The organism is Bradyrhizobium sp. i1.15.2, assembly GCF_040548425.1.
GTDB classification, from domain to species: Bacteria; Pseudomonadota; Alphaproteobacteria; order Rhizobiales; family Xanthobacteraceae; genus Bradyrhizobium; species Bradyrhizobium canariense.
In genome coordinates, this window is the sequence record NZ_JBEPRQ010000001.1 from 204464 (window position 1) to 229988 (window position 25525).

Below are 25525 nucleotides of genomic sequence, written 5' to 3' on the forward strand. Positions count from 1 at the left end.
CTCCAGACTCATCCCTCATGACGACCCTGATCGACGACCGTCGTGTGCGCGCGCGAGATGCGTCGCCCGCACGATATTTCTATCTCCACATGGCGCTGGCCTGCGCGGCCACCGCCTTTCTCGGCTTCGCACCGACCTATTTTGTGCCGCTCGCGCAACGGACCTTGTCCGCAAGCCCCGTCATTCATTTCCATGGTCTCTTGTTCTTCACCTGGTCTCTCTATTTCGTGATCCAGACCTGGCTCGCCGCCTCAGGCCGCGTGGTCAATCACCGTGCGCTCGGCATCGCCGGCGTTTCGCTCGCGACCGCGATGACGATCTTCGGCTTCCTCGCCTCCGTCCATGTGATGCAGCATTCCGCGGCGCTCGGACAGAAACAGGCCGGCATCGCCTTCTCGATCGTACCGATGAGCGGGATTGCGTTCTTTGCAATGGTGTTCGTGCTCGCGATCATGAACACGCGAAAGCCGGAGATTCACAAACGCCTGATGCTGCTCGCCGGGGTCTCCATCCTCGATGCCGCGATCGCGCGCTGGTTTCTCACTTTCCTCGCGCCTCCGGGACCGCCCGGGCCGCCGCCGGTGACCGTCACCATCGCACCCGCGATGGTCGCTTCGCTGCTGCTCGTCGTCGCCATGGTACGCGACTGGCGCACCGAAGGCCGCGTGCACCCGGTCTACATCACCGGCACGCTCGCGATGCTGGCGGTGAAGGTACTGAACTGGCCGATCAGCGAAACGGCGGCATGGCATTCATTCGCCGGCGGGATTCTGGCGCTGGCGCAATAGTGTCGTCCTGGCGAAAGCCAGGACCCATTACCCCGAATGCTGATTGTTGAAGAAGCTGGAGCCGGCAGTCTTCGCCAACCGAGCCTTGTGGTAATGGGCCCTGGCTTACGCCAGGGCGACGAGCAAGGAGCTACGCCCCCGCCTTGCACGTGATCCCGCCGTCCACCACGAGCTCGATCCCCGTCACATATTTCGCTTCGTCCGAGGCCAGGAACAGTGCGGCGTTAGCGACGTCGAAGGCGTCGCCCATGTGGCCCATCGGCACTTGCGCATCGCGCGCCCGCCACATCGCCTCGACATCGCCCTTGGCGTAACTGGCGGCGAGACCGGCGGAATGCTCCACCATCGGCGTTTTCATCAGGCCGGGCAGGATCGCGTTGACGCGGACATGGTGGCGCGCGAATTCGATCGCGGTGGTGCGCGTCATCTGGTTCATCGCCGCTTTCGAAGTGCCGTACGTGACGTAGGAGATACCCATGTGGCGGATCGAAGCGATCGAGGAGATGTTGATGATGGAGCCGCCGCCCTGTTTCACCATCACGGGGATGACGTGCTTCATGGCGAAATACGCGCTCTTGAGGTTGACGCTGAAGACGCGGTCCCAGCTCTCCTCGGTCACCTCGACCACGCTGCCCATCTCGGCGATGCCGACATTATTGTCGAGGACGTCGATGCGGCCGTAGGCCTGCAGGCACGCGGCGACCATCGCCTCGACCTCGTGCGCACGCGAGACCTCGGCCGTGAACGCGATCGCCTGGCCGCCTTCGTCCGTGATGATCTTCACGGTCTCCTCGGCGGCCGCGCCGTTGCGATCGACGCAAAACACCTGCGCGCCCTCGCGCGCAAAGGTGACCGCGGTGGCCTTGCCGTTGCCCCAACCGGGTCCGATCGAGCCGGCGCCCACCACCATCGCAACCTTGCCCTTGAGCCGACCCATCGCGTTTCTCCTTTATTTTTCTTGTAGCCCGGATGAGCGTAGCGATATCCGGGGCCGCCGCTCCCGGATGTCGCTTCGCTCATCCGGGCTACCGATCTTTGCAGACGCTCATCTTTGTGACGTTAGCACCAATGGGATGACCGACAATCTCGGACAACGTCCGGCACTTGCCGTCATGGCATAGCCGCCATTCGCCAGCCGCGCCCGAATTGCCGAGCACCACCTCCGGCATCGGCGCACGCGCAGGCCTCCACTGAAACCAGCCGTCGACGAGGCGCGCCTCGGGCGGCGGCTCCATGCCGGGGCCGGTGCCCTTCACGCGTGCCTGCGTCAGTTCGAGCCCGGCGGGGGTGACGCGCCAGTCTTCCTGCCAGTCGACCTTCGCGATGGAATGCGTCCACACCAGAGTGAACGCGGACAGCGCCAGCGCCTTCACGCCTGAGGCTGTGACGAAGCAGAGGCTCACACCGCCTCGACCGGCGACGGCGGACGCCGCCGCCACTGCCACAGCACGATTGCCGCGGCGAACAGGAAGCCGGCGGTGTCGCTGAACGGGAAATCGCCGAGCAGGCAGATCGCGGCACCGAACGCGACCAAACGTTCAAGGAACGTCAGGCGCGTGAACAGGAAGCCGATGGCGACCATGCCGAACAGGGCGATCGCCACCAGGGCCTTCAAGGTCGCCAACGCCACCGCGCCGTAGAAGCCGAGCTTGGCGGCCATGGGATCGCCGGCCTGCAGCATCAGCGCCGGCGAATAGACGAAGATGAAGGGGATGACGTAGCCGGCCAGCGCGATACGCATCGCCTCCCAGCCGATCTTGTCAGGATTCTCCTTCGCGATCGGTGCCGCGGCTAACGCAGCCAGCGCCACCGGCGGCGAGAGGTCGGCCATGATGCCGTAATAGAACGCGAACATGTGGCTCGCGATCAGCGGTACGCCGAGTTTCGCCAGCGCGGGCGCCGCGAGCGCCGCCGTGATGATGTAGGTCGGGATGGTCGGGATGCCGGTGCCGAGCAGGATCGACAGCAGCATGGTCATGATCAGCGCCAGGAACAGGCTCTTCTCGCCGAGCCCGATCACCCAGCCGCCGAAGATGGTACCGACGCCGGTCTGCGACATCATGCCGATGATGACGCCGACGATGGCGCAGGCCATGCCGACGGTGATGGCGGATTTCGCGCTTTCGGCCAGCGCATCGCGGCAGGCGCGCAGGGCGGAAAATCCGCCGCGCACGAACGCAGTGATCACGATCAACGCGACGACGACGCCTGCGACCGGCACGATCTGAAGGCCGTCGCGCGAGAGCGCCGCGACCACGAGCGCAAGCCCGATCCAGAAGATATAGCGGATAGCCATCGAAGGTGCGCCCGTCGTGATGGCGGTGCCGAGGATCAGCCCCACTGTGAGCGCGAGGCCCATGCTGCCGGCATAGAGTGGCGTAAAGCCTTCGAACAGCATGTAGACGAGCGCTGCGAGCGGCAGCACGAGGTACCAGCGCGTCACCAGCGCCTTCCAGGCGCTCGGGGTCTCCGACTTCTTCATCCCGGTGAGCCCGTGCTTGCCGGCCTCCAGATGCACCATCCAGAAGGCGGAGGCGAAATAGAGCATCGCGGGAATCGCCGCCGCTTTCACGATCTCCGAATATTGGACGCCGAGCGTCTCCGCCATGATGAAGGCAACCGCTCCCATCACCGGCGGCATGATCTGCCCGCCCATCGAGGCCGTCGCCTCGACACCGGCCGCGAACGCGCGGCGATAGCCGAACCTGATCATCAGCGGAATCGTGAACTGGCCAACAGTGACGACGTTGGCGACGCCCGAGCCCGAGATCGTGCCCATCATGCCCGAGGCGAACACCGCGACCTTGGCCGGGCCGCCGCGGGTCCTGCCGAACAACCCAAGAGAAACGTCGGTGAAGAGCTGGATCATGCCGGCGCGCTCCAGGAACGAGCCGAACAGGATGAACAGGAAAATGTAGGTCGCCGAGACGTAGATCGGCACGCCGTAAAAGCCCTCGGTGCCGAAGGAGAGATGAGTGACGATCTGGTCGAAATCATAGCCGCGATGGTTCAGCGGTGACGGCAGATACTGGCCGAAGAACCAGTAGACGAGACAGGCGCCGCACATCAGCGGGAGCGCCGCGCCCATCAGCCGCCGCGTGCCCTCGAAGATCAGGACGGCGAGCAGCGTGCCGACCACAAGATCGAGGCGCGTCGGATCTCCGTCACGTGCGATCAGATCCGCATAGAAGATCCATTGATAGAGCCCGCACAGAAAGCCCGCGCTGCCGATCAGCCAGCCGAGCCCGCGGCCGACATTGCTTTTGGCGGTGAAGTTGCCGATCAGGCCGAAGGTGAGGAGGATGAGGAATCCGACATGGACGCCGCGCACCACCTGGCTCGGCAGATAGTTGAAGGCCGCGACATAAAGCTGGAAGGTCGCGAAGGCGATGCCGATCCAGTACGCGAGCGTGCCCCACCAGCCCGGACCAAAGCCTTCCGGAAAACCGTGTTCGAAATTGTCGAACTCGACCTTGATGGGCGCTTCGCTGCCCTCTGCCTGCAACATCGATATGTCCCCAACCGTCCAGCGCTTATAGCATTGGCGCCGCGTATTCAGACCGTCATGCCCGGGCTTGTCCCGGGCATCCACGATCTTTCTCGCCTGGCCTTAGAACGTGGATGGCCGGGACAAGCCCGGCCATGACGTCCGATAGTGACGGCCGACCTTACTTGATCAGCCCCTTTTCCTTGTAGTAGCGGATCGCGCCGGGGTGCAGCGGAACCGGGCTGCCGCTGGCGGCCGTCTCGAGCTTGATCTCCTTGCCGGCCGCATGCGCGTTGGCGAGCTCGGGCAGCGACTCGTAGACCAGTTTTGTCATCTGGTAGGCAAGATCGTCCGACACGGCCGAGCTGGTGACGAGATAGTTGACCACGGCCGCGGTCGGCACGTCCTTGTCCTGCCCGGTGTAGGTGTTGGCGGGAATGGTCGCCGCGATGAAGGGCAGGCCGATCTTGTCGACGGTCTCCTTCGGTACCGACACCACCGTGATCGGGCTCGAGGTCGACAGATCCTTCAACGAGGCCACGCCGAGCCCGGCCGATTGCAGGGTCGCGCCGAGCTGTCGGTTCTTCATGAGATCGACGGATTCGGCGAACGGCAGATACTCGACCTTGCCGAGATCCTTGTAGCTCATACCCGCCGCCGCCAGAATCGCGCGCGAATTCAGCTCCGTGCCCGATTTCGGCGCGCCAACCGACAGGCTCTTGCCTTTGAGGTCCGCCAGCGTCTTGATGCCGCTCTCGGCGGTCGCGACGATCTGGATGTAGTTCGGATAGATCGCGCCGATGGTCCTGAGCTTGTCGAGCTTGGACTTGAAGCCCGCCTCCTCCTCGCCGTCCCAGGCCGCTTTCAGCGAGTCGCCCAGCGTGAACGCCAGCTCGCCGCGGCCCTGCTGGAGCAGGATCAGATTCTCGACTGACGCCTTGGTGGCCTGCACCTGCGTCTTCACGTTCGGAATCTTGTCACCGTAGATCTTTCCGATCGCGACCCCGAGCGGATAGTAGACGCCGGAGGTGCCGCCGGTCAGCACGTTGATGAAGGATTGCGCCTGCGCGCAAGGCGCCGACGCCGCCAGAGCAACAGCCGCGGCCACGCCGAAAATCGTTCGTTTCATGATCTTTCTACTCCCCAAACCGGCCGGGAAGTTGGCCGGATGAGGGGGGCGGGTCAACCCATCCAAAAGTCAAAACAGGACTGCGGTAAATGGCTGTCCTGGCTCGATTTTTGGGGAACTCGGCGGGTGCGGCGAGGTGGCGCAGCCAGGCGTGGACAGCCCCTCACTGGAAAGTCATGTCCAGGCATTTGGAGATGTCGGAGCCGAGGCCGGAGGAGATGATGATGCAGCCGCGCACCTTCTGCGCGCCGACGTCGGCGGCCCAGACCGAGTAACCGCCGGGGCCGAAGAACGAATTGGTGTTCGGCGGCTCGGTCTCGGTGGCGTCGAAATCGTAATGGCCGTCGGTCTCGAAGATGCGCGGCTTCTTGGTGCAGGCGCCGTCGGTCTGGACGTTGATGACTTCCTTGTTGTCGCGGGTCAGCGCCAGCGAGACCTGGCAACGGAAATATTCCGAGGTCTTGGTGTTGAAGAGATATGTGTAGGACTTGCAGGTCGCGGTGTTCAGCTTGCCTGGGGCCAGGCCGCGGCTGCACGAAATCCTCTGGTTGTGGCTGAGCTGGTAATCATCGGCCCGGGCGGCCGGCGCGAGCACCGTCAGCAACAGGCCGGCGGCCCAGCAAGCTTTAATGACGAGGTTCATTCGAATCATCCCCTACCCAATGTTTTTGTCGAATTGCGTTCTAGACGGAAAGCGGAACATAGTCGCGCGGGGACGAAGGGAAAATCACAAACTGCTCGGCAAGACGTGATGCGCTGCGGCGCTTTCGCAAATTGACCTGGAAGCGCCGTTCGTGATTTGTTCAAGCCGGGGCGCCTCGATGGGGAGGATAGGGTGATGGCATTTTCGACAAGGATTTTTCTGGTGACGGCCGTGCTCGGCGCGTTCGCTGCGCCCGCATTGGCGCAGACCGCTGCAACACCTTGGGAGCTCAAGCCTGACACCGGCTACGCCTATGACAAGGACGGCAAGACCTTTTCCTACAAGATGGGCACCAGCAATGCCGGCGAACTTCTGAAGGGCGCCAAGAAGGTGCCAAAGGGCACGCTGTTCTTCATCGGCCACAACGGCCAGCTCTACATGCGCAGCGGCCCGTATCTGGAAGGCGACGGCAAGTTCAAGTTCGGGTCGGATCAGTAGGGCGGGGATGGCGGGCGACGGCGCCACCACACACTCGGTGTCATCACCCGCGAAAGCGGGTGATCCAGTATTCAAGAGGCCGTCGTGATTGAATCGAGAGGCCGCGGCGTACTGGATGCCCCGGTCAAGCCGGGGCATGACAGCGGAAGGTGTGGCAGGGCGAACGGCTAGAACGCCCCCGCCAGCTCGCGCGCGCCGGCGTTGTTGCTGTTGCTGTCCATCCTCGTATCCGTCACCGCCAGCAGCTTCGCCACCGTGTTGTGGCGGATCGCGACAGGGTTGCGCTCGTAGCCGCCGCGCTGGAAGAAGTTCGAGGTCGGCACCTGCTCGCGCATCGCCTGCGGCATCGTCACCATGTCGAGGCCGGTGCCGTCGCCGGTGAGGTTCATCATCTCGAGCTCGGCCGCGCTGAGCGGGCGGCTATAGCCCTTGGCGCGCGCAAACAGCACCGAGGTGAGCAGTTTGTGGGTCTGCAGCATCGGTCCGATGTCGATGTCGAGCACCATGGCATGCATGGCCCAGCCCTGCGCGGTGTTGCCGATCTTCTCGTGCTCCGACCAGGTGTCGGGCACCGATTTGGCATGTGCCACCATTTTCTTCAGAACGGCGAGCTTGTGCTCGAGCGACTGGCGCGCCGGGCCCGAGGTCCGCGCGACCCTGTCGGAGAGCGCGCGGATGAATTCATGGCCTTGCTCGGCCAGCAGCTCGACGCTGTTGGTCGTCAGCAGCTGGTTGTAGCCCATCGCGGTCGAAATGGCGCGCTTGCCGCCATGCTCGATTCCGGCCTGCACGTCGTAACTGCCGGTGCCGCCGGTCTCGAACGCATAGACCCGCACCGCCTGCTCGCGCGTCAGCCCCGAGGCCAGCGCGTAGCGTGCATAGACGCGCTTGAACTCGGCTTCGCTGGACGGCCGCTGCGGCGTGAACTGATAGAGCTCCTGCGCCGCGCGCAGCAGATCGGCGGCCACGGGGATCGGCTTTTTCGTCGGGCGGTCCGGGGTTTCCTCCGGCTCCGGATTCACCGGCCGTTTCGGCCCGTTATAGAGCGGCGGATGCTCCAGCACGTAATCGTCGAGCGTGATCTGCTGCCCGCTGCGCCGCTTGGCGTTGCGACCTTTCCGCTTCTCGGAGATCTGACTCCAATATGCGCCGGCTTCCTCGTCGAACGCAGCACGCGCCGCCTGATACTCCTGCAGCTTGCGGCGATATTCGAGCACGGCCGGCGACGCGCCGCCTTGCGCGAAAAATTGCGACAACAGCTGGGCTTTGGCATTGCGGACGGCTGGCGGCAGCGCGTCGGATTCGCCCCCGCGCGCGGCAGGCGCGAGCAGGACGAGCGCGAGTGGAACCAGTCTCACGGCATTTCGAATCGATCGATGCATGCTGCCCTCTTAGCAGGCATCCGGTAACTGTCACGTTAACGCGCCGTTTACCTCGTTTTCGCCCCTCGCGTCATTTCCAGGCGAATACCGGCTGTTCCAGCTCGGTGACGCGGGTGTGCCGTCCTGCCAGCACTTCGCGGAACTGGTAGATCAACGCCGCCGTCGGTGCGTGGATCAAGCTCGACTGATGATGGAAGCGGATCACACGGCGCGTGCTCTCGGGGATCCCGACGAAATCAAACGCATCTTCGCGCTCGATCGTCGCAAGCGCGATGCGATGGACGGAGGCGACCTCGTCGGGGTTTGGTTTGATCGCGGCACTGTCGGCGGCCCAGACCACGACCGGCGTGATCAGATAGCCGGAGCGGGTCGGATAATCATCGAGCGTCCCGAGCACCTCCGCGCCGGTGAGCTGGAGGCCGAGCTCCTCGTCGAGCTCGCGTAGCGCCGCCTCGACCGGCGTCTCGCCGGCATCGCAGCGTCCACCGGGCAAGGCCCATTGACCGCGATGGGCGCGCAAATGAGATGCGCGCAGCGTGAGCAGCAACGCTGTGTCATCGCTCTCGCTGGCCGCAGTCAGCGCAACTGCCACCGCGGCGCGCTTCAACGCCGCCGGCGCCTCGTCCTCCGGCAGCCGCGTGAAGGCCGCGCAGGCGGCCGCGATATTCCGCCGTGTGGCATCGTCGAACGATCTCATGATGCTTGACTACACCACGTCCGGCCCCGATGAAATGAGATCGCACGACCCGCTCAGGAATGGACGAGACATGACCAACAGAGCCGCCGCACGGCTGAAATCAGACGGCTGGACCATCCTGGAGACCACGGGCTTCATGCATCTGATCGGCCCGTTATGGGAGCGCAAGATCGACGGCCAACACGAATTCGCACTTGCGACCGAGGACAAGCACCACAACCGCCGCGGCATGGTCCAGGGCGGCGTGATGATGACGTTCGCGGACCGTACCTGCGGCATGACCGCCCGCTACGTCTCCGGCAAGGAGTTCATGGCGACGGTGCAGCTCGACACCCATTTCGTCGAAGCCGGCCAGATCGGCGACATCCTGATCTCCCGCCCGCGCGTGGTGCGCTCGACGCGCAGCCTGATCTTCATGAGCACCGAGGTCAGCGTGGACGGCCGCTGCGTGGTGATGGCCAATGGTGTGTTCAAGATTTTGAAGGGGCCGGGGTAACTCCACACCCAACGCTGTCATTCCCCGCGAAGGCGGGGAATCCAGTACGCCGAGGCTTCTCCGGTCATCACTATCCTCTCGGCGTACTGGATCGCCCGGTCAAGCCGGGCGATGACAGCTGAGAGCGTAGCAAGCTGCTCCCCCAACCTCGTCATTGCGAGCGCAGCGAAGCAATCCAGAATCTTTCCGCAGACGCATCTCTGGATTGCCTAGCTGCGCTCGCAATGACGGAGTGAGACGGCTATGCTGGCGTGTCAACAAGCGTTGAGGAAACAGCCCATGCAATATCGCCAACTCGGCCGCAGCGGCATCAAAGTGTCGCCGATCTGCTTGGGCACGATGATGTTCGGCGGGCCGACCGATGAAGCCACCTCAAAGCGGATCATCGCGAAGGCGCACGAGGCCGGGATCAATTTCATCGACACCGCGGATGCCTATTCGAAGGGTGCATCCGAAGAGGTCGTGGGACGCGCGATCGGCAACAACCGTCACGCCTGGGTGCTCGCGACGAAACTCGCCAATCCCATGGGCGACGATCCCAACCGTGTCGGCCTGTCGCGACGCTGGGTATTGCAGGCGGCGGATGAGAGCCTCAAGCGGCTCGGCACCGATCACATCGACATCTATTATCTGCACAAGGAAGACCATGCGACGCCGCTCGAAGAGACGGTGCGCGCGATGGGCGATTTGATCCGCGCCGGCAAAGTGCGCTATTTCGGCGTCTCGAACTACCGCGCCTGGCGCGTCGCCGAAATCTGCAACATCTGCGACCGGCTCGGCATCGACCGGCCCGCGGTGAGCCAGCCCTATTACAACGCCATGAACCGCATGCCCGAAGTCGAGCACTTCCCGGCCTGCTCCTATTACGGCCTCGGCATCGTGCCCTACAGCCCGCTGGCGCGCGGCGTGCTGACCGGCAAATACAAGCCCGACGCGGCTCCCGACAAGGAGACGCGCGCAGGCCGCAACGACACGCGCATGATGCAGACCGAATGGCGGCCGGAATCGCTTCAGCTGGCGCAGGAGATCAAGGCCCACGCTGAGAAAAAGGGCATCACCGCAGGCCAGTTCGCGGTCGCCTGGGTGCTGAACTCCGCCTTTGTCTCCTCGATCGTTGCCGGGCCGCGCACCGAGGAGCAATGGGACGGCTACACCGGCGCGCTCGACTATCGCTTCACTGCGGAAGACGAGGCGCTGATCGACAGACTCGTCGTGCCGGGGCATCCCTCGACGCCGGGCTACAACGACCCGGCCTATCCGATTGAAGGACGTCGCGCGCGGACGGCCTGAGCCGGAGACAAGAATGGCCCTCGAAGATCGCTACGGCCTGCCGCTCTCTACCTCTTCGCCCGAGGCGGCATCCGCTTATCGCGAGGGCGTCGACCTCATGCTCGCGGGCTGGACCGGTACGGCGGAAACGCTGGAGCGCGCGATTGCGGCCGATCCGGATTTTGCGCTGGCCCATATCGCCCGCGGCCGCCTGCATGGCTTCTATCAGCAAGGCGATCTGGCACGGCAGAAGGCGGCACTCGCGCGTGAGCTCGTGGCGACACGCGGCACGGAACGCGAGCGTTCGCATGTCGAGACGCTGGCGCTCGCAATCGAGGGCCGGCTGCCCGAGGCGATCGCGGCGACGATGAAGCACGTCGAGGCGTGGCCGCGCGATGCATTGGTGCTGTCGCTGCCGCTCGGCGCCTTCGGCCTGTTCGCATTCTCCGGCATGGCCGATCACGACCGCGCGCGGCAGGAGCTGTGCGAGCGCGTGGCGCATCACTATGGCGAGGATTGGTGGTTCCTCACCATGTACGGCTGGGCGATGACCGAGAACGGCAATGTCGGTCGCGGTCGCGGTATCACCGAGCGCGGCTTCGACCTGCGCCGGCAGAATGCCCACGCCGCGCACGCCGTGCTGCATGCGATGTTCGAGGACGGTTCGATCGAGGCGGCCGACCGACTCGTCGACGACTGGATACCCTCTTACGACCGGGCTGGAATTTTGCACGGCCACATCCGTTGGCATCAGGCGCTCGGCGCGCTGGAGCATGGCGATGCCGCGCGGGCGCTCGCGATCTATGCCGACGTGCTGCAGCCGCAGGCGACGCAGGCGCCGCCGCTCAACGTCGTCACCGACGCCGCGTCCCTGCTCTGGCGCCTGTCGGCTTACGGCCACGCCGTGCCGAAAGCGCTCTGGGTCGAAGCCGATGCCACCGCGCAAAAGCTGTTTCCGAAATCGAGCCTGCCCTTCGCCGACATCCACATGGCGCTGTTCGCGGCTGCGACGCAAAATCGCGAGGCGCTCGCCATACGTCTTGCCGCGATCGAGCAGCGGCTCGCCGATGGCAAGCTTCCGGCCGGTCCCGTGGTGCCCGCGGTCTGCCGTGCGCTGGCAGCCTTTGCGGAAGAGGATTACGCGGCATGCGTGCAAATGCTCGCGCCGGTCCTCGGCGAGGTCGTGCGCGTCGGCGGCAGCCATGCCCAGCGCGAGTTGATCGAGGACACTTTTGTCGTTGCCCTCATGCGCAGCGGCGACCTGCCGCGCGCCCGCGCGCTGCTCGACGCGCGCCTGCACCGCCGTCCCTCCCTGCGCGATACGCGCTGGCAGGCGGCAATGGGGTAGCTCCGCCACGAAAAAAACACCGGCCGGGCGGCAAGTGCCGGCCGGGAATGGGTTGGGCGATACGGGCGAATCGCCGTTGGGGTGGCGCGGTGGTATTTCAGACGGATCCGGCAGAACAAACGGGATCGCAACCAATTTGCGGTTCGCTGGTTATCGGACGGAACTTTTCCGTGGTTCCCTGGCATGTGAGCCTCCCGATGCGCCTCTGCCGACCAGTCCTCACCGCCGCCCTTATCAGCCTGGCAAGCCCTTGTTTTGCCGAGTCTTCCTTGTCGATTCCCGTCAACAACCCTCCGGCCGCAAACGCTTACGTCGACCTGCTGGCGCTGATGTCCGGCCACTGCAAGACGTTGAAGGTCGCCGGGCGCACCTTCGCCTGCAAGACGGTGGCCTACGCCCACGGTGACAAGGGCCGGGTCAATTTCGCGGTCGCGGTCGACGATCCCGCCGATCACAATCACGTCGTGTCGTTCTCCGGCGAGAACGGCAAGCGCGCCGACGACAATTCCTACGAGCTGCCGATCGATCGCATGCTGCTCAACTCCAAGGACCGCCCCAAGGTCGACGGGTTGCCAGTGCCGGCCGAGCAGACCTCCACCGGCCTCTGCCGCCAGACCGGCAATTTCGCCGCCAAGAAGGTGACTGATGTCACCTGCTCCGCCACCGACAGCGAGGGCCGCCGCTACGAACTGCTGTTCGTTTCCGACGGCACGCCCGTGAGCGTGCGTCGTATCAGGCAGTCGGCGCCATCGATCCAGGATCCGTTCAAATAACTCGACCCGTCACGTGAACGCCTTTTCCAGCGTTGCGAAGATCACTGCGAGCGATTTGTCGTGCCGCGTCACCGGCGGCACCGGGCGATCGATCTTCATCAGCTGATAGACCGCCGTCTGCGCCGCGCGCACCGAATATTCGACGGTGAACACGACGTCATCGGGGATTTCGACGAACTGGCTGACGAAGGCGAGATTGACGGAATTCCTGGGCACCGGCAGCGGCCGGTCGGTCGCGCTGCGCGGCATGAACATGCTGGTGATGTAGGGCATGCGGCAGGGAACGCAGATCGCATCCTCGAAGACGCCAACGTCGAAATTCAGATGCCCGCAAAGCTCCTTCAGGATGTCGGCGCCGCTGCAATCGGACATCGGTTTGGCCACGAAATTGCCGACGCGGTCGGGATGCAGCGCATAGCCCCAGAACACCTGCACGTTCTTCGGCTGTCCGGCGAAATGCGGCTGGTGATACAGCACCACCGACATCAGCCAGTTGGAGTCCCTGAACGTGACGAGGCCGCCGGTGCCGGCCTTGTTGCCGGAGAACGCCTCCATCTTGTCGAAGAAGCGCGGATCGCGGCAGGTGACCGTGAATGACAGCCAATAGGATTCCGGGATCGACGCGTTGAACGCGGACGGCTTGCCGAATTCGGGACGTCCCTCCGCGATTTGTTCCCACAGCGCCCAACCCCGGCTGTCGGACTTGGTCAGGCGCGGAGCCGGCTCGGTCATCGAGCCCAGGCTCGAGGCATCCGTCATCGAGCCGTTCTGAAAGAACACGAGGTCGCCGTCCTCGATCTGGACAGTGGCGATGCGGCCGTCGCGGTCGAGTACGAGCTGGCGCACCCGCAAGCGTCCGTCCTCGCTCTCGATCGCCATGTCGGTGACGGCGGTCCCGCGCACGAACTGCACGCCCTGACCCTTGAGCCAGTCGGCAAGCGGCCGCACGATCGCGTCATACTGGTTGTAGACGGTGCGCTTGACGCCGGCGAGCGTCTCGATGCGCGGGAATTCGTTCATGAAGCGATGCAGATAGCGCTTCAGCTCGACCGCGCTGTGCCAGGGCTGAAAGGCGAAAGTGGTCTGCCACATGAACCAGAAATTGGATTCGAGGAATTTGGGCGACAGCCAGTCGGTGATGCGGCTGTTGCCGAGCGTCTCCTCCGAGGCCTCCGTGAGCCGCAGCAGCTCGAGCCGGTCGCGCGCGGAAAATCCCATATGCGAGACGTCGAGCTTGAAGCGGTTGCGATCGACCAACCTCGCCTGCGAATGCGCCGGGTTCTCGGTGTTGAACGCGACGGTTTCCTCGCGCACGCTGAGGCCGGGATGTTCGACCGAGGGAATGCTCGACAGCAGCTCCCAGGTGCATTCGTAGTGATCGGTGGTGAGCATGCGTCCGCCGCGCAGCGAATAAGCGCCGTTCGCGAGCAGCGCGCCGTCGAGGCTGCCGCCGAGCAGCGGCTGCGCCTCGTAGATCACGATGTCCCGCCCCGGCAGCTGCGCGTCACGAACCAGGAACGCCGCGCCCGCGAGCGATCCAATGCCGCCACCGATGAAATACGCCTTCATGTCTTGCCTCGATCTGCAATTCGAATTGTCGCGGCGACATTGCATGGGGAGACACTGGCCGGAGTTGCGCTGGATCAAGCGCAACGCGCATGAGGATCACGTTGAGTTGAGCGATTGACTGATCAGCCCCCGGCATGGCGGCCTTTCGCGACTCTCCACCGATGACGTGATTGCGTCATTCGCGGCAGAGTGATGGCAGAGTTGCGATCGACGCCCGCGATGCGACAATAAATCTCACGAGACGCACGCAGCCGCGCAAATCGAACGCCAATGAAACTGCGTCGTTTCGACGCCCGCACTGACCGGAACGCGCCGGATGACCACGTGTTGTCACACGACATTCAACTGGAGTAATGACATGAAGTATCTCATTGTCGCGATGGCCGTCGGTGCTGCGGCGCTTGCAGGCGGATCCGCGGCGAACGCGGCCAACAATTCAAGCGCGAAACACAACGCGCCAGCCGGCCAGTCGGCCGATATCAGCGCGCAGCACAGGCACCACCATCACGGCTATCGCCATCACTGGCGTCCTCACCACCATCACGGATTTCATCGTCCGCACTACCGGAGCTACGGCTATTACCCGCGGCACCACGGCTATTACGGCGGCGGACCGTACGGATATTACGGCGGCGGCGGTCCCAGCGTGACGTTCGGCTTCGGCGGCAGCCGCTGGTAAGACGGTCGCTGGTAAGACGAAGGCCCGCGGGATGCGGGCCTTTTTCTTGACTGTCAGCTATCCCCGCAAGATCAGCCCCGCCGTTTGCTGGCCGCTCGCCAGCGCCGCTTCGACCGTGCCCATGTCGGCTCCGCGATAGAGCGCCTCGCCGGAGAACAGCACTGGACCGTCGGCCAGCGCGAGGATCGTTTGCGCCTCGCGCGTTCGCGGCGTCGCCCAGGAATAGGCGCCGCGGGCATAGGGATCGTGCGCCCAGTTGGTCGCAGCGGCCGCGATGAGCTCGCGCGCGAGATCTTCGCGCGACAGGCCGAAGACGGTCGCAAGCGAATCGAGCCCGGCATCGATCAGCGCTTGCGGGCCGAGGTGCGACAGCGCTGCCGTGCGCGGGCCGCCGAACCATCCGGTCAGCACGGGATGCCGGTTCGGATATTGCGTCCACCACACCGGGATGACCTGGTCGGACAAAATGAAGCTCATGTCCGCGAGCTCTTCCTTGCGCTCGCGCCACCATGGCCGCCTGAAGCGCAGCAGGATTTTTATCACGTTACCGAAGCCGATGTCGTCGGCCGCCGCCGCCTTCGCGCGCGCGCGGCTCGGCAGCCCGATCTCGCGCAATAGCGGCAACGGAACAGTGAGGATCACGCGACCGCAGCCATGCACGTCGCCGCCGATACAGCGAACGGCGATCGCGCCGCCCTCCTCCTCGATCGCCGACACCACGCAGCCGAAGCGAAACATCACGCCAAGGTTGCGGCACTCGGCTGCCAGGAAGTTGATCATCCCACCATAGCCGCCCTTGATGCGCGCCTGCGGAGAGTGCCCGCCAGCCATCCATTCCTCGCGCAGCGCCAGCGTGGAGGCGCGCTCGGGATCGGCCGCATCGTAGCCCTCGACCATTCGCTCGATCGAATGGCGCAGCCCCGCATGCTCATCGCCGGCAAAATGCCGGCGCAGGAAATCGGCGATGGTGAGATCGTCATTCAATTCCCGAACCACGGCGTGCAGCTTGGCCTCAAGCGGATCGTGGCGATCCTCGCGCACGATGTCTGCGCCGTCAAAGCCCCATCGCTCGCCTTCGATTTCCTGAAGGGACAGCCCGGCCTCATGCAGCAGCGCGCGCGTGACCGGCGCCTCGCCGTGGACGAATTCGGCGCCGCCATCGGCGGGGTAGCCGAACTCCGAAACAGACAGCGGATGGATGCGGCCGCCGCAGCGCTCGCGCGCCTCCAGGATCGTCACCGTTCTGCCCGCGCACGCCAGCTCGCGCGCCGCCATCAGGCCGGCCGCGCCGGCACCGACGATGACGATATGCTCTGATGTTGCCGACATGTCGGTGCTTACTTGCCCACGGCCTGCGGATCGTTCTGGATCAGATAGCGCAGCAGCAGGACGCCGCCGCCGAGATCCCGCGTGCTCTCCAGCGTCATCGCGCTCAGCGGTGCACGCCGGTCGCCATCGGCATCCGTGGAATCGAACACGAAGGGCGCGCCCTTGGCGCCGTCGATCGCGGGGCTAAGGATCAGATCGAACTCGTCGATCAGGCCGGCACGAAGGAACGCGCCGTTGGCGACGCCCCCGCCCTCCACCAGAAGGCGCTTCACGCCGAGCTCGCGGTTGAGAATGTCCACCGCCCGCGCGAGGTCGATCTCGGACTTTCCGGCAAAGATATAGGACACGCCCTCGCGGCGGAGCCCCGCGAGATGCGAATCGGAGACGCTCTCGGTCAGCACGACGACGATCGGATCGCCGCCGATATCGGAGCGGCCCCAGCCGATCTTGCCCTTCGCATCGAGCACGACGCCATAGGTTATCGCGTCACGTCGTGCCAACCAATTTTCGCGCGGAAATTTCGCGGCCGCCGTCGCGGGATAGGGCTTGCCCTTGGCGAACTCCGAGCCGGTGACGCGGCCGATTACCCAGGCATCGCCGCCGAGCTCGTCGTGGATCTTCTCGAACCAGTCCGTCCCTGCCCCCTTCGGGCGCCAGCGGCTCGGATGGGTGCGGCCGTCCAGACTCGAATGCATCAGACAGATGACGTAAGGCTTCATGCGTATCTCCGGGCCGCGCTCAGGCTGCCGGCTCATTGCCCTTATTCCCCGTGGCGCGATCGTTCAAGATCACCGCGAGGGGATTGAGCTTTGGCGGCGCGACGAGTTTCAGCGTGTTAGTGTCGCGATGGTTGAACGGCGCGCCGCGCACGAACAACTCGGTCTGGATCAGATAGGTCCAACTGCCGTCGTCGTTGAAGGTGATGTCGCAGCGGTAAGCATCGGTGCGGAACGCTTGTTCCAGAAAATCAGTCGAGCAGATCCCGTATGCGGTGTCGCCGCGCTTGGCGGTCACGGAGATCTCCTTGTCGTCCGCCCCGGCCTTGCCCGACGCCAGCAGCACCTGCCCGCGCGGGATCGCCAGCGTCTGCATGATCAGCCCGGTCGCAGGCTCCCACAACCAGTAGCCGACCTGGTCGTGGAAGGTGATGTCTTCCTCGGGCGTGTTGATGTGGATGTGATAGCGCAGCCCATAGAGCAGCTGCGGCCCGTTGGCCTGCGGATCGATCGGGTCCATCCGGATGCGCTCAATGAAGGTCCGCCGCTCCGGCCCCTCCGCCTTCGGATTGATATCGATACCTTTGTCGGCCTGCCAGCTGCCTGCGAGACGGCGGAGCGGGCCGAGATTGGCAAGCCCGTCGGGCGAGACGTCCTCGGGCTCGGTGAAGATATCGGCGGGAAGGGGGAGCATGGGTGTCCTCGCGTCATTGCGGAGGCAGCAATAGCATGAGAGCGCGGGCGTGGCTCGTTCGCAAGCCTCACAATCGCGAATGGACATAGGCGCCACGCGCAGACGATCCATGACGCGAGCCACCTGACAACAGGCTGGACTGACCGGCTGGAATGATATGTGTCGTCAATCACGCGCTGATCGTCGACCCGCTTGCGACTTGCCTCGTGCAATCGGAGGAGAGGCCATCCGCACTGCTACTTCAACGCAAGGCTGCTGCAATATGCCGAGGTCTCGCCGGAGCGCCAGCCGGTGATCCGTCCTGCTTCCTTGCACTCGTCATAGGTCTTGTAGTTAGCGACGTTACGGCACGTGAACGAATAGACGCCACCCGAAACGTTGCAACCAACCCAGGGCTTGTCGCCCGCCTTGAAGCTCGATTGACAACCGCCGACGCAGCTGCCCGTGGCGGCGGCGAGCTTGGCAAGCTTCGCGGCGTCCGAGTTCGGCGCCAGTGACGCCGTCGAAGCGCTTGGCGTGCGCGATGCGGGCCCGCGAGCTGTCGCGTGATGCGCCAACCGGTGTGGCCGCGCCACATGCTTCGGCGCCTCAACCGTGACGCCGGGAAGCTGAGTGTCGGCGGCGGTCGTGGTGGGCGTCGGTTGCGACATCGCGGTGCCGCCGAGTGCGCACAGGAGCAGTGCAATCGATGAGATGGCGACAGCGGGACGCGTACCGAAGCGTGATGACAACGTCATGGCCATGTCCTTCCAGATGCGGGACGGTCAATTCCGTCCCGAGGGCCAGGATATCACGCCCTGATCCAGGTTGCATGGAGAGGTACCATGCAACTTGACACGGCCTGCCGACGCGCTCCGCATCGCATCTGCCGCAGTTTTGAGCAGGCATCGAGCAGAACAGACACTCGACTTAGCGGCAGCAAAGCACGAGCGCGAAATGCGGCGCGGTCGCCAACAAGCCACTCCGAGCATTTGGGTTCGGTGTTCCCGTTTGCGCCCCCGAATCGCGGTGATAGGATCGCTGCCTCGGGATTGTGAAATACGTCATAGGCGATGAAGCCACTCCTAAACTAGCTTTCAAGTGACGTCCGCTATTTTCAAGTGAGTGGTTTGGAATGCACCAGGCTTCGGTCGAGAAGTTCTCGGACCTCATCGGCAGTATCTATGATTGTGTGATCGCGCCGGAACGCTGGACCGAAGTTCTGGATGAGATCTGCGCCGAGTTCGGCTTTGCCACCGGCGCGCTCTCGGTCGCCAGCCTCACCAATATGAAGGCCGTCGTCAATGCGGTCTCCGGGTCCGACCTGGCCCAGATGGCCCAGAACGGGGTCGGCTACGGCGCCGACATCATCGAGCTCTGGGGCGGCGCCGAGCGCATTCAGCAGTATCCGCTCGGCGAGCCGATCGTTCAATCCGAAGCCGTCCGGTCGGAGATCATTTCCAGCAACCGCTATTATCGCGAATGGGCCCTGCCCAAGGGCTTGTTCGACGCCGTTGCCGTCGGCCTCGTACGCGACAGGACGATGGTTGGAAATGCGATATTCAGCCAGCATGAGTCGGCAGGCCGCATTGACGATGTGCAGGTCGACGGATTGCGCCTTCTGGCGCCTCACATCCGCCGCGCCGTGACGATCAGCAATCTGTTCGACATGAAGGCGGTGGAGGCCAACACATTCGCGGCGACGGTGGAGGCCCTGACGGTGGGCGTCGTCCTGGCCGACGAGGATTCGAAGATCGTTCACGCCAACGCCGCAGCCGCGGCGATGCTCGCGGCCGGCGATCCGATCATGGCAAGGCATGGCAGGATCGCGGTTCAATCCGCGGCGACCACGGCCACATTGCAATCGGCCGTCGCGCAGGCGGCAAGGGACGAGACGAAGCTCGGGCAAAAAGGCATCGGCATCCCGATCCCTCGCCAAGGCGGTGACGCTCTCGTCATTCACGTTCTGCCGTTGCGACGCAGCCACACGCGATCCGGCCTGATCCAAAGCGCCGCTGCCGCCGTGTTCGTGACGTCAGCCTCCGGGCCACCGCGATTGCCTCACGATGCGCTCAACCAGCTCTATGACCTGACGCCGGCCGAGATTCGCATCTTCGAGCTCATCTGCGAGGGACACACACGAGACGCGATCTCGGCCTTGCTCGGCGTTACCGTCAGCACCGTGAAGAGCCACCTCATTCACGTCTTCGAAAAGACGGGCTGCCGACGCCAGGTCGATCTGGTCAGGCTCGCGAAATCGCTGACGTTCCCGGTGTAACAGAAGACCGCGCTCAAGCCGCTTCCGACGTTGATCGCGCACGCTGCTCGAGCACGCCGATCGTCGAGACCAAATTGTCGCGTCGCGCGCGAAGATTAAGCGCAAGAAGCGGGTATGTCGGCTGCAGCACGTCAAACACCCCTGCTCTCGCCTCTTCCTCGAGAATGTCTGTGTTCATGAGCCGAACGCGCCACCACAAATCGGCGACCAACGCATCGAGCCGGAGTTCGCCAGCAGCATCAGAACGGGACACTTCCTGCATCACTTGCCTCAACCTGAAACGGCCTCTCTTCCAAGGCCAGACTTTGGTCCTGGCTGAGCAAGCAGAGTGCCAGCAATGGGCGGGCGCGATCTGGTTCCGGAACGGGATTGCTGCGCGAACCGGCTGGTCAAGACCTGGCGCTCAAGGCTTGGCGCTGGGGAAGATGTTGCCCGTGCCGAGCGAAAATGGTGCCCAGGGAGGGTATCATACGCAACCACCGACGGGACGAATTGCTGTTTGTCCTCAATATGGTGGCGTGAGTGCCTGGCAGCGGTGGCCTAGATTCGCTTCATCGCCAATCCGCCACCGCGTTAGTCCCGCGCTTGATTGGAATCAGAGGCTTGCTCTTTCATAAGCCGATACAAATGCCCGCGACTGATGCCGAGCAGCCCTGCTGCTTGGCGCTTGTTACCGCCGGATCTCTCCAACGCGGCTCGAATTTCCGCCGCGGTTTGAGACCGGATGCGTTCCTTCAACAATCCGGACACCTTCTCCGCTTCCGGCGTTGGCAAAGCATGTGCGGTGAGCACCGACAATTGACCGGTCACGATGAAGCGAGTGAGCACGTTTTCCAGCTCCCGCACATTTCCAGGCCACCCATGCGCACCCAGCGACGCTAACTGTTTTCGCGATAGGTCCCTGGTCTCGCTGCCCAACCGCTCTCCGATCCGGGTGAGCAATTGTCGGGCGAGAAATTCGATATCGTCCCGCTCACGGAGCGATGGCACGTTGATCGGCAACACGCTCAGGCGGTAATAGAGATCCTGCCGAAAGCGGCCGACCTGGGCCAGTTCCGGAAGTGATTGATTGGTTGCGCAAACAATTCGGACATTGACCCCAACCGGAGTTGTGCCGCCTACCCGCACCATCTCATTCGTCTGAAGCACCCGCAGCAAACTGCCCTGCAGATGCAGCGGCATATCTCCGATTTCGTCCAAGAACAGGGTGCCCCCGGAGGCTAGCTCGAACTTTCCCGGCTTTCCCCGGCTTCGGGCGCCCGTGAACGCGCCCCCTTCATAGCCAAACAATTCAGCTTCAATCAGTTCGCCCGGGATTGAAGCACAATTAATCCAGACAAAGGGGCCCTCGGATCGGCTCGAATTCGTGTGAATCGCGTGGGCGGCCAGTTCCTTGCCGGAACCGGTCTCTCCCGAGATCAACACGGGAAGGTCGTGGCCGGCGACGATCTCGAGCGAGTGCCGGTACGCGTCCATGAGCCCGCCTTGGCCAACGATGTCGCGCATGCTGAAGCGGGAGCGCCATTGCTTGTTCGCCTGCGGCAGTGCCAGTTCGGCTTGCGCGACCCGGCGAAACGTCCTCTTCAAAGCACCGAGATTCGAGAACAGGGCCAGACCGACCGCGCCAATAATGCGGCCATCCTGAAGCACTGGGACCTGTCGCGTAATGAGTTGGTGTCCACGCACTTTCAGGGGATAACCGATATGGCTGCCTTCGCCGCGCGCCACGAGATGGAGCTTGGTTTGTGGACCAACGACATCGGTAATATGTCGCCCGATGAAGTCGTCCGCCTGGCCTTCTAGCAATCTGCAATACGGCTGGTTGATCAATACGATTGTGCCTGACGTATCAACCGCGACCAAGCAGTCCGAGACATGATCGAGGACAAGCTTCAGGAAGCTCGCTTCCTCGGACGAGCCGGCGATCCACTGGGACAGAACCATTTTACGGAAACCTCAGATCAGCAAGCGTTACACTTGCGCGACATACTGTCTCATAAACGCGACACTAGCGTCACGTTCGGAAAGCGTCAAACCGGAAGGGCCGCTCCCCGCCACACGCGTTTTGGCAACGAGAACAATTCATTAGGTGCCCCCGTGCAGCGGGGCGCCGACATGGCACGGCGCTTGCGATCTTACTGTGATGGAATCGACCTCGGGAGGGAGCGAAATGACGACCATAAGAACCATCGCAGTCGGCGATACCGTCGTGCAGGTGTCCGGAGCCGGAATGCCGATGGTGTTCGTGCACGGCTTTACGACAACAGCGGAATTCTGGCGTGAGCAGGTCGAGCCGTTCTCGACCGGTTACCAGATGATTCGCATCAACCTGCCCGGTCACGGTCGCTCACCACGCCCTGTAGATCGAAAATATACGATCGCCGCCTTCGTCGAGGACGTGCTCGGAGTGTACTGCGCATTGTCCATCGAGTCGGCCATTCTCGTCGGCCTTTCGATGGGCGGAACTGTGGCCCAGAGCCTCACGCTCGCCCACCCGAAGTACGTGCGGGCGTTGGTGCTGGTGGGAGCCACGCCTCATGGATTGGGCGTAGACGTCAATGTCGACAACGTGCGCAAAGCCATTGAGGAACTGGGTGCGGCGACGGCGAGCCAAAAGGTGATCGAACGATCCTTCGGCTCCGCCGCGAGCGCCGAGCTCATCGACTTTGCCAGGAACGAGGTCACGCAGACTCCGGCCTTTGTCGCGCGCCAGGCGATTGCCTCGCTCAACGCCTCGGATAGCCGCGCAAAGCTTGGAGAGATCTGCGTGCCAACGCTGGTCCTCGTCGGCGAGGAGGACGTCATCACCCCACCGAGAGAATCGCAAACCTTGGCGGACGGCATTCCGAATAGTCGCCTTCACATCATACCATCGGCGGGCCATTTCCCGATGCTTGAGCAACCGGATACTTTCAATCGCTTGCTGAACGAATTTCTGGCGCAGCAGGACGTGCCGCCACGCCCGACCGAAGACGCGTCGTCTTACACACACCAAGCCGTTTGATGCTGGAGGATCGAATGTCCATTCAAGCTATCGAATCAGAAACCATCCTCGCGTCCAACGGCCTCGATCGCGATACCAAACGCATTGTCTTCGCGGCCGCCCTGGGCACCGTTTTCGAGTGGTACGATTTTTTTGTCTACGGCTCGTTGGCAGCGTTTTTCAGCACGCTGTTTTTTCCGAAAGGAAATGACACCGCGGCATTGCTCGCAGCATTGGCGACCTTCGGCGCGGGGTTCGTTCTTCGCCCGCTCGGCGCCATCGTGTTCGGACGCCTCGGCGATCTCGTAGGCCGCAAAAAGACATTCCTCGTAACCATGCTGGTGATGGGCCTCGCTACCGCGGCGGTCGGCCTGCTGCCCTCATTCGAGACTTTCGGCTGGTGGGCGCCGACCATCTTGGTCGGATTACGCCTGCTGCAAGGGCTCGCCGTTGGCGGCGAATTCGGGGGTGCGGTGACCTACGTTGCCGAGCACTCCGATCCGGACAAGCGAGGCTTCACGACAAGCTGGATCCAGATCACGGCGACGCTTGGGCTGTTTCTCTCGCTGGCGGTGATCATTCTTTGCCGTTCTTCGATGTCGGCGGAGAGCTTCTCGAGCTGGGGCTGGCGAATTCCATTCATCGGATCGATCGCGCTTCTGATCCTCTCTTTGTACATCCGGCTGAAGCTGCACGAGTCGCCGGTGTTCCAGCAGATGAAGGCCGAGGGCAAAGGCTCGAAAAATCCTATCGCTGACACATTTGGTGACAGGCGTAATCTGCGTTTGGTGCTCGTGGCCATCTTTGGAGTCGTAGCGGGGCAGGCGGTGATTTGGTACACGGGGCATTTCTACAGCCTTTATTTCATGACCACCGCATTGAAGATGAGCCAGGATCAGGCCAATTTCTACCTTCTGGTCGCGCTCATTCTCGGCACACCGTTCTTCCTGTTCTTCGGCTGGCTCTCCGACAAGGTGGGGCGCAAGTGGATCGTCGTCACGGGATGCGCGCTATCAGCCCTGCTGATCATGCCGTTATTCCAGAGTCTGGCGACTTACGGAAACCCTGCGCTTGCAGAATTCCGCGCCAAGACTTCTGTGGTCGTGCACGGCAACGACTGCAGCGAGGATCAGTCCTGGATTGGCCAGCTATTCCGCCCGCAAGCGACGAAGGAATGTACGCGCGTGAAGGCATTCCTGACTGCGAATGCCGTTCCATACGTCGTGAAGGCCGATACTGCTTCCCTTAGCGTCCAGATCAACGAAGATCCGGCGACCGCCTTCGATGGAGCCAAGCTTCTAAAGGAGCTGACCGAACGAGGCCTCCCATCGGCGAAGGCGCCGGCTCAACCCAACGGTCCGATGGTGATCGCCATCTTGTTCGCTTTGGTCTTCCTGGCGACCATGGTTTACGGGCCGCTGGGCGCTCTTCTGGTCGAGCTCTTTCCTGTCCATATCCGCTACAGCGGCGTGTCCGTCGCACTGCAGCTCGGTAACGGCTGGATCGGCGGTTTTGCTCCATTCGTCGCAACGACGGTCGTCATCGCGAGCGGCGACATCTTCGGCGGGCTTTGGTACACGATCGCGTTTGCCGGTTTGACCGCGATCATCGGAGCACTCTTTCTGCCGGAAACCCGTGGTCGCGATATCCGAGGGCAATAGCGCGATCGCATACCTGCGGCGCCGAGTTTCGCCGTCGCAGGTCTTCGTTGGGATGCGCCACTCGAGCGGCGCATTCCACTGCATCAGACATGCGACAGGCGTTGGAACAATCTGGCGGCAACAATGGCAATATCACAAAAAATTCCGGTCACTATCCTCACGGGCTTCCTCGGATCCGGCAAGACGACGCTGCTGAATCAATTGCTCGAAAGCGACTTGATGGCCGAGTCAGCGGTCATCGTGAATGAGTTCGGAGCCATCAGCATCGACGCCGAGCTGGTCGTCGGCGTTGACGAGGAGATTCTGCAGATCAACAACGGCTGCATCTGCTGTACGGTCCGCTCGGATCTTGTTTCGACGATCACCAATCTTCTCTCAGGAACAAGGCCCATCCGCCGCATCCTCATCGAGACCACAGGGTTGGCCGATCCAGCCCCCATTATTCAAAGCTTTATTGTCGACGAGGTGCTTTCTGAAGTCACGGCGCTCGATGCAGTCGTGACCGTGGTCGACGCCATCAATATAGACCGGTGGCTCGCCGATCAGGGCTCCGGCGAAAACGTCGCGGCCGAACAGATCGCCTTCGCCGACGTCCTGGTGATAAGCAAGCTGGATCTTGTCGACCAAGACGCACGCGCCAGATGCGAGGCGACTATTCGGACCATAAATCCCATGGCTCCGATGGTCCGAGCGATCGACAGCCGGATTGACGTCGCCTCAATCGTCGACGTCAAGGCCTTCGATCTGAAAAACTGCTTGTCCATTGAACCGCTGCTGCTCTCTGAGCTCGAGCACGAGCATGATCTCTCGGTGGTCAGCGTCGAAGTACGCGCAGAACGCGCCCTCGACGGGCCTCGATTCTTCCGGTGGCTCAATGTGTTCGTCCTGGAGAATGGTGAGACCCTTCTACGCTGCAAGGGTGTCCTGTCGCTGGCAGGCGAGGCCCGGCGTTGGGTTTTCCATGGAGTCCATATGACGCTCGAAGGTCGACCAGGCAGGGCCTGGGCCTCGAATGAGCACCGCGCCAGCGCGATCGTCTTCATCGGAAGAGGGCTCGACGCAACGCGAATTCGAAATGAAATTTCGGATCTGACCTCGTCGGATACCAGTCTGGTCACGTGATCAAA

25 protein-coding genes are annotated in these 25525 nt (G+C 63.2%); 11 read left to right on the top strand and 14 right to left on the bottom strand.

Going from position 1 to position 25525, the window contains the following annotated elements; genetic code table 11:
- Window positions 1–17 precede the first annotated feature (17 nt).
- Window positions 18–788: a hypothetical protein gene (locus ABIB80_RS01030; RefSeq protein WP_354126874.1), complete on the top strand. Its 771-nt coding sequence runs from the start codon at window positions 18–20 to the stop codon at window positions 786–788.
- Window positions 789–918: 130 nt separating this feature from the next.
- Here the strand turns inward: ABIB80_RS01030 and ABIB80_RS01035 are convergent, their stop codons facing one another.
- The 5 genes from ABIB80_RS01035 to ABIB80_RS01055 form a co-directional block, all read right to left on the bottom strand.
- Window positions 919–1725, bottom strand: a complete 807-nt coding sequence (locus ABIB80_RS01035; RefSeq protein ID WP_219682439.1) for an SDR family NAD(P)-dependent oxidoreductase — start codon at window positions 1723–1725, stop codon at window positions 919–921.
- Between the two features lie 88 nt (window positions 1726–1813).
- Window positions 1814–2227 carry a DUF1850 domain-containing protein gene (locus tag ABIB80_RS01040; protein WP_502918722.1) on the bottom strand — a complete coding sequence of 138 codons (414 nt, stop codon included), beginning with the start codon at window positions 2225–2227 and terminating at the stop codon, window positions 1814–1816.
- Complete coding sequence (locus tag ABIB80_RS01045; RefSeq protein WP_354126876.1) at window positions 2188–4296, bottom strand: TRAP transporter permease; 2109 nt, start codon at window positions 4294–4296, stop codon at window positions 2188–2190. The genes ABIB80_RS01040 and ABIB80_RS01045 overlap by 40 nt, the downstream gene beginning before the upstream one ends.
- A gap of 160 nt (window positions 4297–4456) precedes the next feature.
- Entirely contained in the window at window positions 4457–5404 is a 948-nt protein-coding gene (locus ABIB80_RS01050; protein ID WP_007597521.1) for a TAXI family TRAP transporter solute-binding subunit, read from the bottom strand.
- Window positions 5405–5567: 163 nt separating this feature from the next.
- On the bottom strand, window positions 5568–6047 hold the full coding sequence (locus ABIB80_RS01055; protein WP_354126877.1) for a hypothetical protein: 480 nt from the start codon (window positions 6045–6047) through the stop codon (window positions 5568–5570).
- 195 nt (window positions 6048–6242) lie between these two features.
- Between ABIB80_RS01055 and ABIB80_RS01060 the strand changes: the two genes are divergently transcribed.
- Window positions 6243–6545: a hypothetical protein gene (locus ABIB80_RS01060; RefSeq protein WP_219682443.1), complete on the top strand. Its 303-nt coding sequence runs from the start codon at window positions 6243–6245 to the stop codon at window positions 6543–6545.
- 167 nt (window positions 6546–6712) lie between these two features.
- Here ABIB80_RS01060 and ABIB80_RS01065 read toward each other — a convergent pair whose 3' ends face one another.
- Together ABIB80_RS01065 and ABIB80_RS01070 are read right to left on the bottom strand one after the other, a co-directional pair.
- Window positions 6713–7927 carry a hypothetical protein gene (locus ABIB80_RS01065; RefSeq protein ID WP_354126878.1) on the bottom strand — a complete coding sequence of 405 codons (1215 nt, stop codon included), beginning with the start codon at window positions 7925–7927 and terminating at the stop codon, window positions 6713–6715.
- A 70-nt stretch (window positions 7928–7997) separates the two neighbouring features.
- Entirely contained in the window at window positions 7998–8627 is a 630-nt protein-coding gene (locus ABIB80_RS01070) for an NUDIX hydrolase (RefSeq protein ID WP_376707503.1), read from the bottom strand.
- 67 nt (window positions 8628–8694) lie between these two features.
- Here ABIB80_RS01070 and ABIB80_RS01075 point away from each other — a divergent pair, with 67 nt between their 5' ends.
- The 4 genes from ABIB80_RS01075 to ABIB80_RS01090 all read left to right on the top strand — a co-directional run bounded on the left by ABIB80_RS01075 (window position 8695) and on the right by ABIB80_RS01090 (window position 12510).
- On the top strand, window positions 8695–9120 hold the full coding sequence (locus ABIB80_RS01075) for a PaaI family thioesterase (RefSeq protein ID WP_354126879.1): 426 nt from the start codon (window positions 8695–8697) through the stop codon (window positions 9118–9120).
- A gap of 279 nt (window positions 9121–9399) precedes the next feature.
- Window positions 9400–10410 carry an aldo/keto reductase gene (locus tag ABIB80_RS01080; RefSeq protein ID WP_007597527.1) on the top strand — a complete coding sequence of 337 codons (1011 nt, stop codon included), beginning with the start codon at window positions 9400–9402 and terminating at the stop codon, window positions 10408–10410.
- Window positions 10411–10423: 13 nt separating this feature from the next.
- Complete coding sequence (locus tag ABIB80_RS01085) at window positions 10424–11737, top strand: tetratricopeptide repeat protein (RefSeq protein ID WP_354126880.1); 1314 nt, start codon at window positions 10424–10426, stop codon at window positions 11735–11737.
- A 197-nt stretch (window positions 11738–11934) separates the two neighbouring features.
- Window positions 11935–12510 carry a hypothetical protein gene (locus ABIB80_RS01090; protein WP_007597530.1) on the top strand — a complete coding sequence of 192 codons (576 nt, stop codon included), beginning with the start codon at window positions 11935–11937 and terminating at the stop codon, window positions 12508–12510.
- 9 nt (window positions 12511–12519) lie between these two features.
- On the opposite strand, the gene ABIB80_RS01095 is transcribed toward ABIB80_RS01090, so the two are convergent.
- A complete protein-coding gene (locus ABIB80_RS01095; protein ID WP_354126881.1) occupies window positions 12520–14079 on the bottom strand; it encodes an oleate hydratase in 1560 nt (519 codons plus the stop codon).
- Window positions 14080–14437: 358 nt separating this feature from the next.
- Here ABIB80_RS01095 and ABIB80_RS01100 point away from each other — a divergent pair, with 358 nt between their 5' ends.
- Window positions 14438–14758, top strand: coding sequence for a hypothetical protein (locus ABIB80_RS01100; RefSeq protein ID WP_354126882.1), 321 nt, complete (start codon window positions 14438–14440; stop codon window positions 14756–14758).
- Between the two features lie 57 nt (window positions 14759–14815).
- Here the strand turns inward: ABIB80_RS01100 and ABIB80_RS01105 are convergent, their stop codons facing one another.
- The 4 genes from ABIB80_RS01105 to ABIB80_RS01120 form a co-directional block, all read right to left on the bottom strand.
- On the bottom strand, window positions 14816–16087 hold the full coding sequence (locus tag ABIB80_RS01105) for a flavin monoamine oxidase family protein (protein ID WP_219682449.1): 1272 nt from the start codon (window positions 16085–16087) through the stop codon (window positions 14816–14818).
- Window positions 16088–16095: 8 nt separating this feature from the next.
- Window positions 16096–16806 carry a RibD family protein gene (locus ABIB80_RS01110; RefSeq protein ID WP_219682450.1) on the bottom strand — a complete coding sequence of 237 codons (711 nt, stop codon included), beginning with the start codon at window positions 16804–16806 and terminating at the stop codon, window positions 16096–16098.
- Between the two features lie 19 nt (window positions 16807–16825).
- Window positions 16826–17497 carry an FABP family protein gene (locus ABIB80_RS01115; RefSeq protein WP_007597539.1) on the bottom strand — a complete coding sequence of 224 codons (672 nt, stop codon included), beginning with the start codon at window positions 17495–17497 and terminating at the stop codon, window positions 16826–16828.
- 236 nt (window positions 17498–17733) lie between these two features.
- Complete coding sequence (locus ABIB80_RS01120) at window positions 17734–18234, bottom strand: hypothetical protein (RefSeq protein ID WP_354126883.1); 501 nt, start codon at window positions 18232–18234, stop codon at window positions 17734–17736.
- Window positions 18235–18611: 377 nt separating this feature from the next.
- Here ABIB80_RS01120 and ABIB80_RS01125 point away from each other — a divergent pair, with 377 nt between their 5' ends.
- Window positions 18612–19754: a helix-turn-helix transcriptional regulator gene (locus ABIB80_RS01125; RefSeq protein WP_354126884.1), complete on the top strand. Its 1143-nt coding sequence runs from the start codon at window positions 18612–18614 to the stop codon at window positions 19752–19754.
- Window positions 19755–19767: 13 nt separating this feature from the next.
- Here the strand turns inward: ABIB80_RS01125 and ABIB80_RS01130 are convergent, their stop codons facing one another.
- Both ABIB80_RS01130 and ABIB80_RS01135 read right to left on the bottom strand, forming a co-directional pair.
- Window positions 19768–20016 (bottom strand): hypothetical protein, encoded by a 249-nt coding sequence (locus ABIB80_RS01130; protein WP_354127099.1) that lies wholly within the window; start codon window positions 20014–20016, stop codon window positions 19768–19770.
- A 311-nt stretch (window positions 20017–20327) separates the two neighbouring features.
- Complete coding sequence (locus ABIB80_RS01135; RefSeq protein WP_007597543.1) at window positions 20328–21698, bottom strand: sigma-54 interaction domain-containing protein; 1371 nt, start codon at window positions 21696–21698, stop codon at window positions 20328–20330.
- A 226-nt stretch (window positions 21699–21924) separates the two neighbouring features.
- Here ABIB80_RS01135 and ABIB80_RS01140 point away from each other — a divergent pair, with 226 nt between their 5' ends.
- The 3 genes from ABIB80_RS01140 (at window position 21925) to ABIB80_RS01150 (ending at window position 25520) form a co-directional block, all read left to right on the top strand.
- On the top strand, window positions 21925–22758 hold the full coding sequence (locus tag ABIB80_RS01140; RefSeq protein ID WP_007597544.1) for an alpha/beta fold hydrolase: 834 nt from the start codon (window positions 21925–21927) through the stop codon (window positions 22756–22758).
- 14 nt (window positions 22759–22772) lie between these two features.
- Window positions 22773–24398: an MFS transporter gene (locus ABIB80_RS01145; protein WP_007597546.1), complete on the top strand. Its 1626-nt coding sequence runs from the start codon at window positions 22773–22775 to the stop codon at window positions 24396–24398.
- A 123-nt stretch (window positions 24399–24521) separates the two neighbouring features.
- Complete coding sequence (locus ABIB80_RS01150) at window positions 24522–25520, top strand: CobW family GTP-binding protein (RefSeq protein ID WP_007597548.1); 999 nt, start codon at window positions 24522–24524, stop codon at window positions 25518–25520.
- Window positions 25521–25525: the final 5 nt, after the last annotated feature.

What these genes read in the sequence shown, in the direction of transcription:
- ABIB80_RS01030 (WP_354126874.1), top strand. Translation starts at nt 18, where the DNA reads ATGACGACCCTGATCGACGACCGTCGTGTGCGCGCGCGAGATGCGTCG.
- ABIB80_RS01035 (WP_219682439.1), bottom strand. Translation starts at nt 1,725, where the DNA reads ATGGGTCGGCTCAAGGGCAAGGTTGCGATGGTGGTGGGCGCCGGCTCG.
- ABIB80_RS01045 (WP_354126876.1), bottom strand. Translation starts at nt 4,296, where the DNA reads ATGTTGCAGGCAGAGGGCAGCGAAGCGCCCATCAAGGTCGAGTTCGAC.
- ABIB80_RS01050 (WP_007597521.1), bottom strand. Translation starts at nt 5,404, where the DNA reads ATGAAACGAACGATTTTCGGCGTGGCCGCGGCTGTTGCTCTGGCGGCG.
- ABIB80_RS01055 (WP_354126877.1), bottom strand. Translation starts at nt 6,047, where the DNA reads ATGAACCTCGTCATTAAAGCTTGCTGGGCCGCCGGCCTGTTGCTGACG.
- ABIB80_RS01060 (WP_219682443.1), top strand. Translation starts at nt 6,243, where the DNA reads ATGGCATTTTCGACAAGGATTTTTCTGGTGACGGCCGTGCTCGGCGCG.
- ABIB80_RS01065 (WP_354126878.1), bottom strand. Translation starts at nt 7,927, where the DNA reads ATGCATCGATCGATTCGAAATGCCGTGAGACTGGTTCCACTCGCGCTC.
- ABIB80_RS01075 (WP_354126879.1), top strand. Translation starts at nt 8,695, where the DNA reads ATGACCAACAGAGCCGCCGCACGGCTGAAATCAGACGGCTGGACCATC.
- ABIB80_RS01080 (WP_007597527.1), top strand. Translation starts at nt 9,400, where the DNA reads ATGCAATATCGCCAACTCGGCCGCAGCGGCATCAAAGTGTCGCCGATC.
- ABIB80_RS01085 (WP_354126880.1), top strand. Translation starts at nt 10,424, where the DNA reads ATGGCCCTCGAAGATCGCTACGGCCTGCCGCTCTCTACCTCTTCGCCC.
- ABIB80_RS01090 (WP_007597530.1), top strand. Translation starts at nt 11,935, where the DNA reads ATGCGCCTCTGCCGACCAGTCCTCACCGCCGCCCTTATCAGCCTGGCA.
- ABIB80_RS01095 (WP_354126881.1), bottom strand. Translation starts at nt 14,079, where the DNA reads ATGAAGGCGTATTTCATCGGTGGCGGCATTGGATCGCTCGCGGGCGCG.
- ABIB80_RS01100 (WP_354126882.1), top strand. Translation starts at nt 14,438, where the DNA reads ATGAAGTATCTCATTGTCGCGATGGCCGTCGGTGCTGCGGCGCTTGCA.
- ABIB80_RS01105 (WP_219682449.1), bottom strand. Translation starts at nt 16,087, where the DNA reads ATGTCGGCAACATCAGAGCATATCGTCATCGTCGGTGCCGGCGCGGCC.
- ABIB80_RS01110 (WP_219682450.1), bottom strand. Translation starts at nt 16,806, where the DNA reads ATGAAGCCTTACGTCATCTGTCTGATGCATTCGAGTCTGGACGGCCGC.
- ABIB80_RS01115 (WP_007597539.1), bottom strand. Translation starts at nt 17,497, where the DNA reads ATGCTCCCCCTTCCCGCCGATATCTTCACCGAGCCCGAGGACGTCTCG.
- ABIB80_RS01120 (WP_354126883.1), bottom strand. Translation starts at nt 18,234, where the DNA reads ATGACGTTGTCATCACGCTTCGGTACGCGTCCCGCTGTCGCCATCTCA.
- ABIB80_RS01125 (WP_354126884.1), top strand. Translation starts at nt 18,612, where the DNA reads ATGCACCAGGCTTCGGTCGAGAAGTTCTCGGACCTCATCGGCAGTATC.
- ABIB80_RS01130 (WP_354127099.1), bottom strand. Translation starts at nt 20,016, where the DNA reads ATGCAGGAAGTGTCCCGTTCTGATGCTGCTGGCGAACTCCGGCTCGAT.
- ABIB80_RS01135 (WP_007597543.1), bottom strand. Translation starts at nt 21,698, where the DNA reads ATGGTTCTGTCCCAGTGGATCGCCGGCTCGTCCGAGGAAGCGAGCTTC.
- ABIB80_RS01140 (WP_007597544.1), top strand. Translation starts at nt 21,925, where the DNA reads ATGACGACCATAAGAACCATCGCAGTCGGCGATACCGTCGTGCAGGTG.
- ABIB80_RS01145 (WP_007597546.1), top strand. Translation starts at nt 22,773, where the DNA reads ATGTCCATTCAAGCTATCGAATCAGAAACCATCCTCGCGTCCAACGGC.
- ABIB80_RS01150 (WP_007597548.1), top strand. Translation starts at nt 24,522, where the DNA reads ATGGCAATATCACAAAAAATTCCGGTCACTATCCTCACGGGCTTCCTC.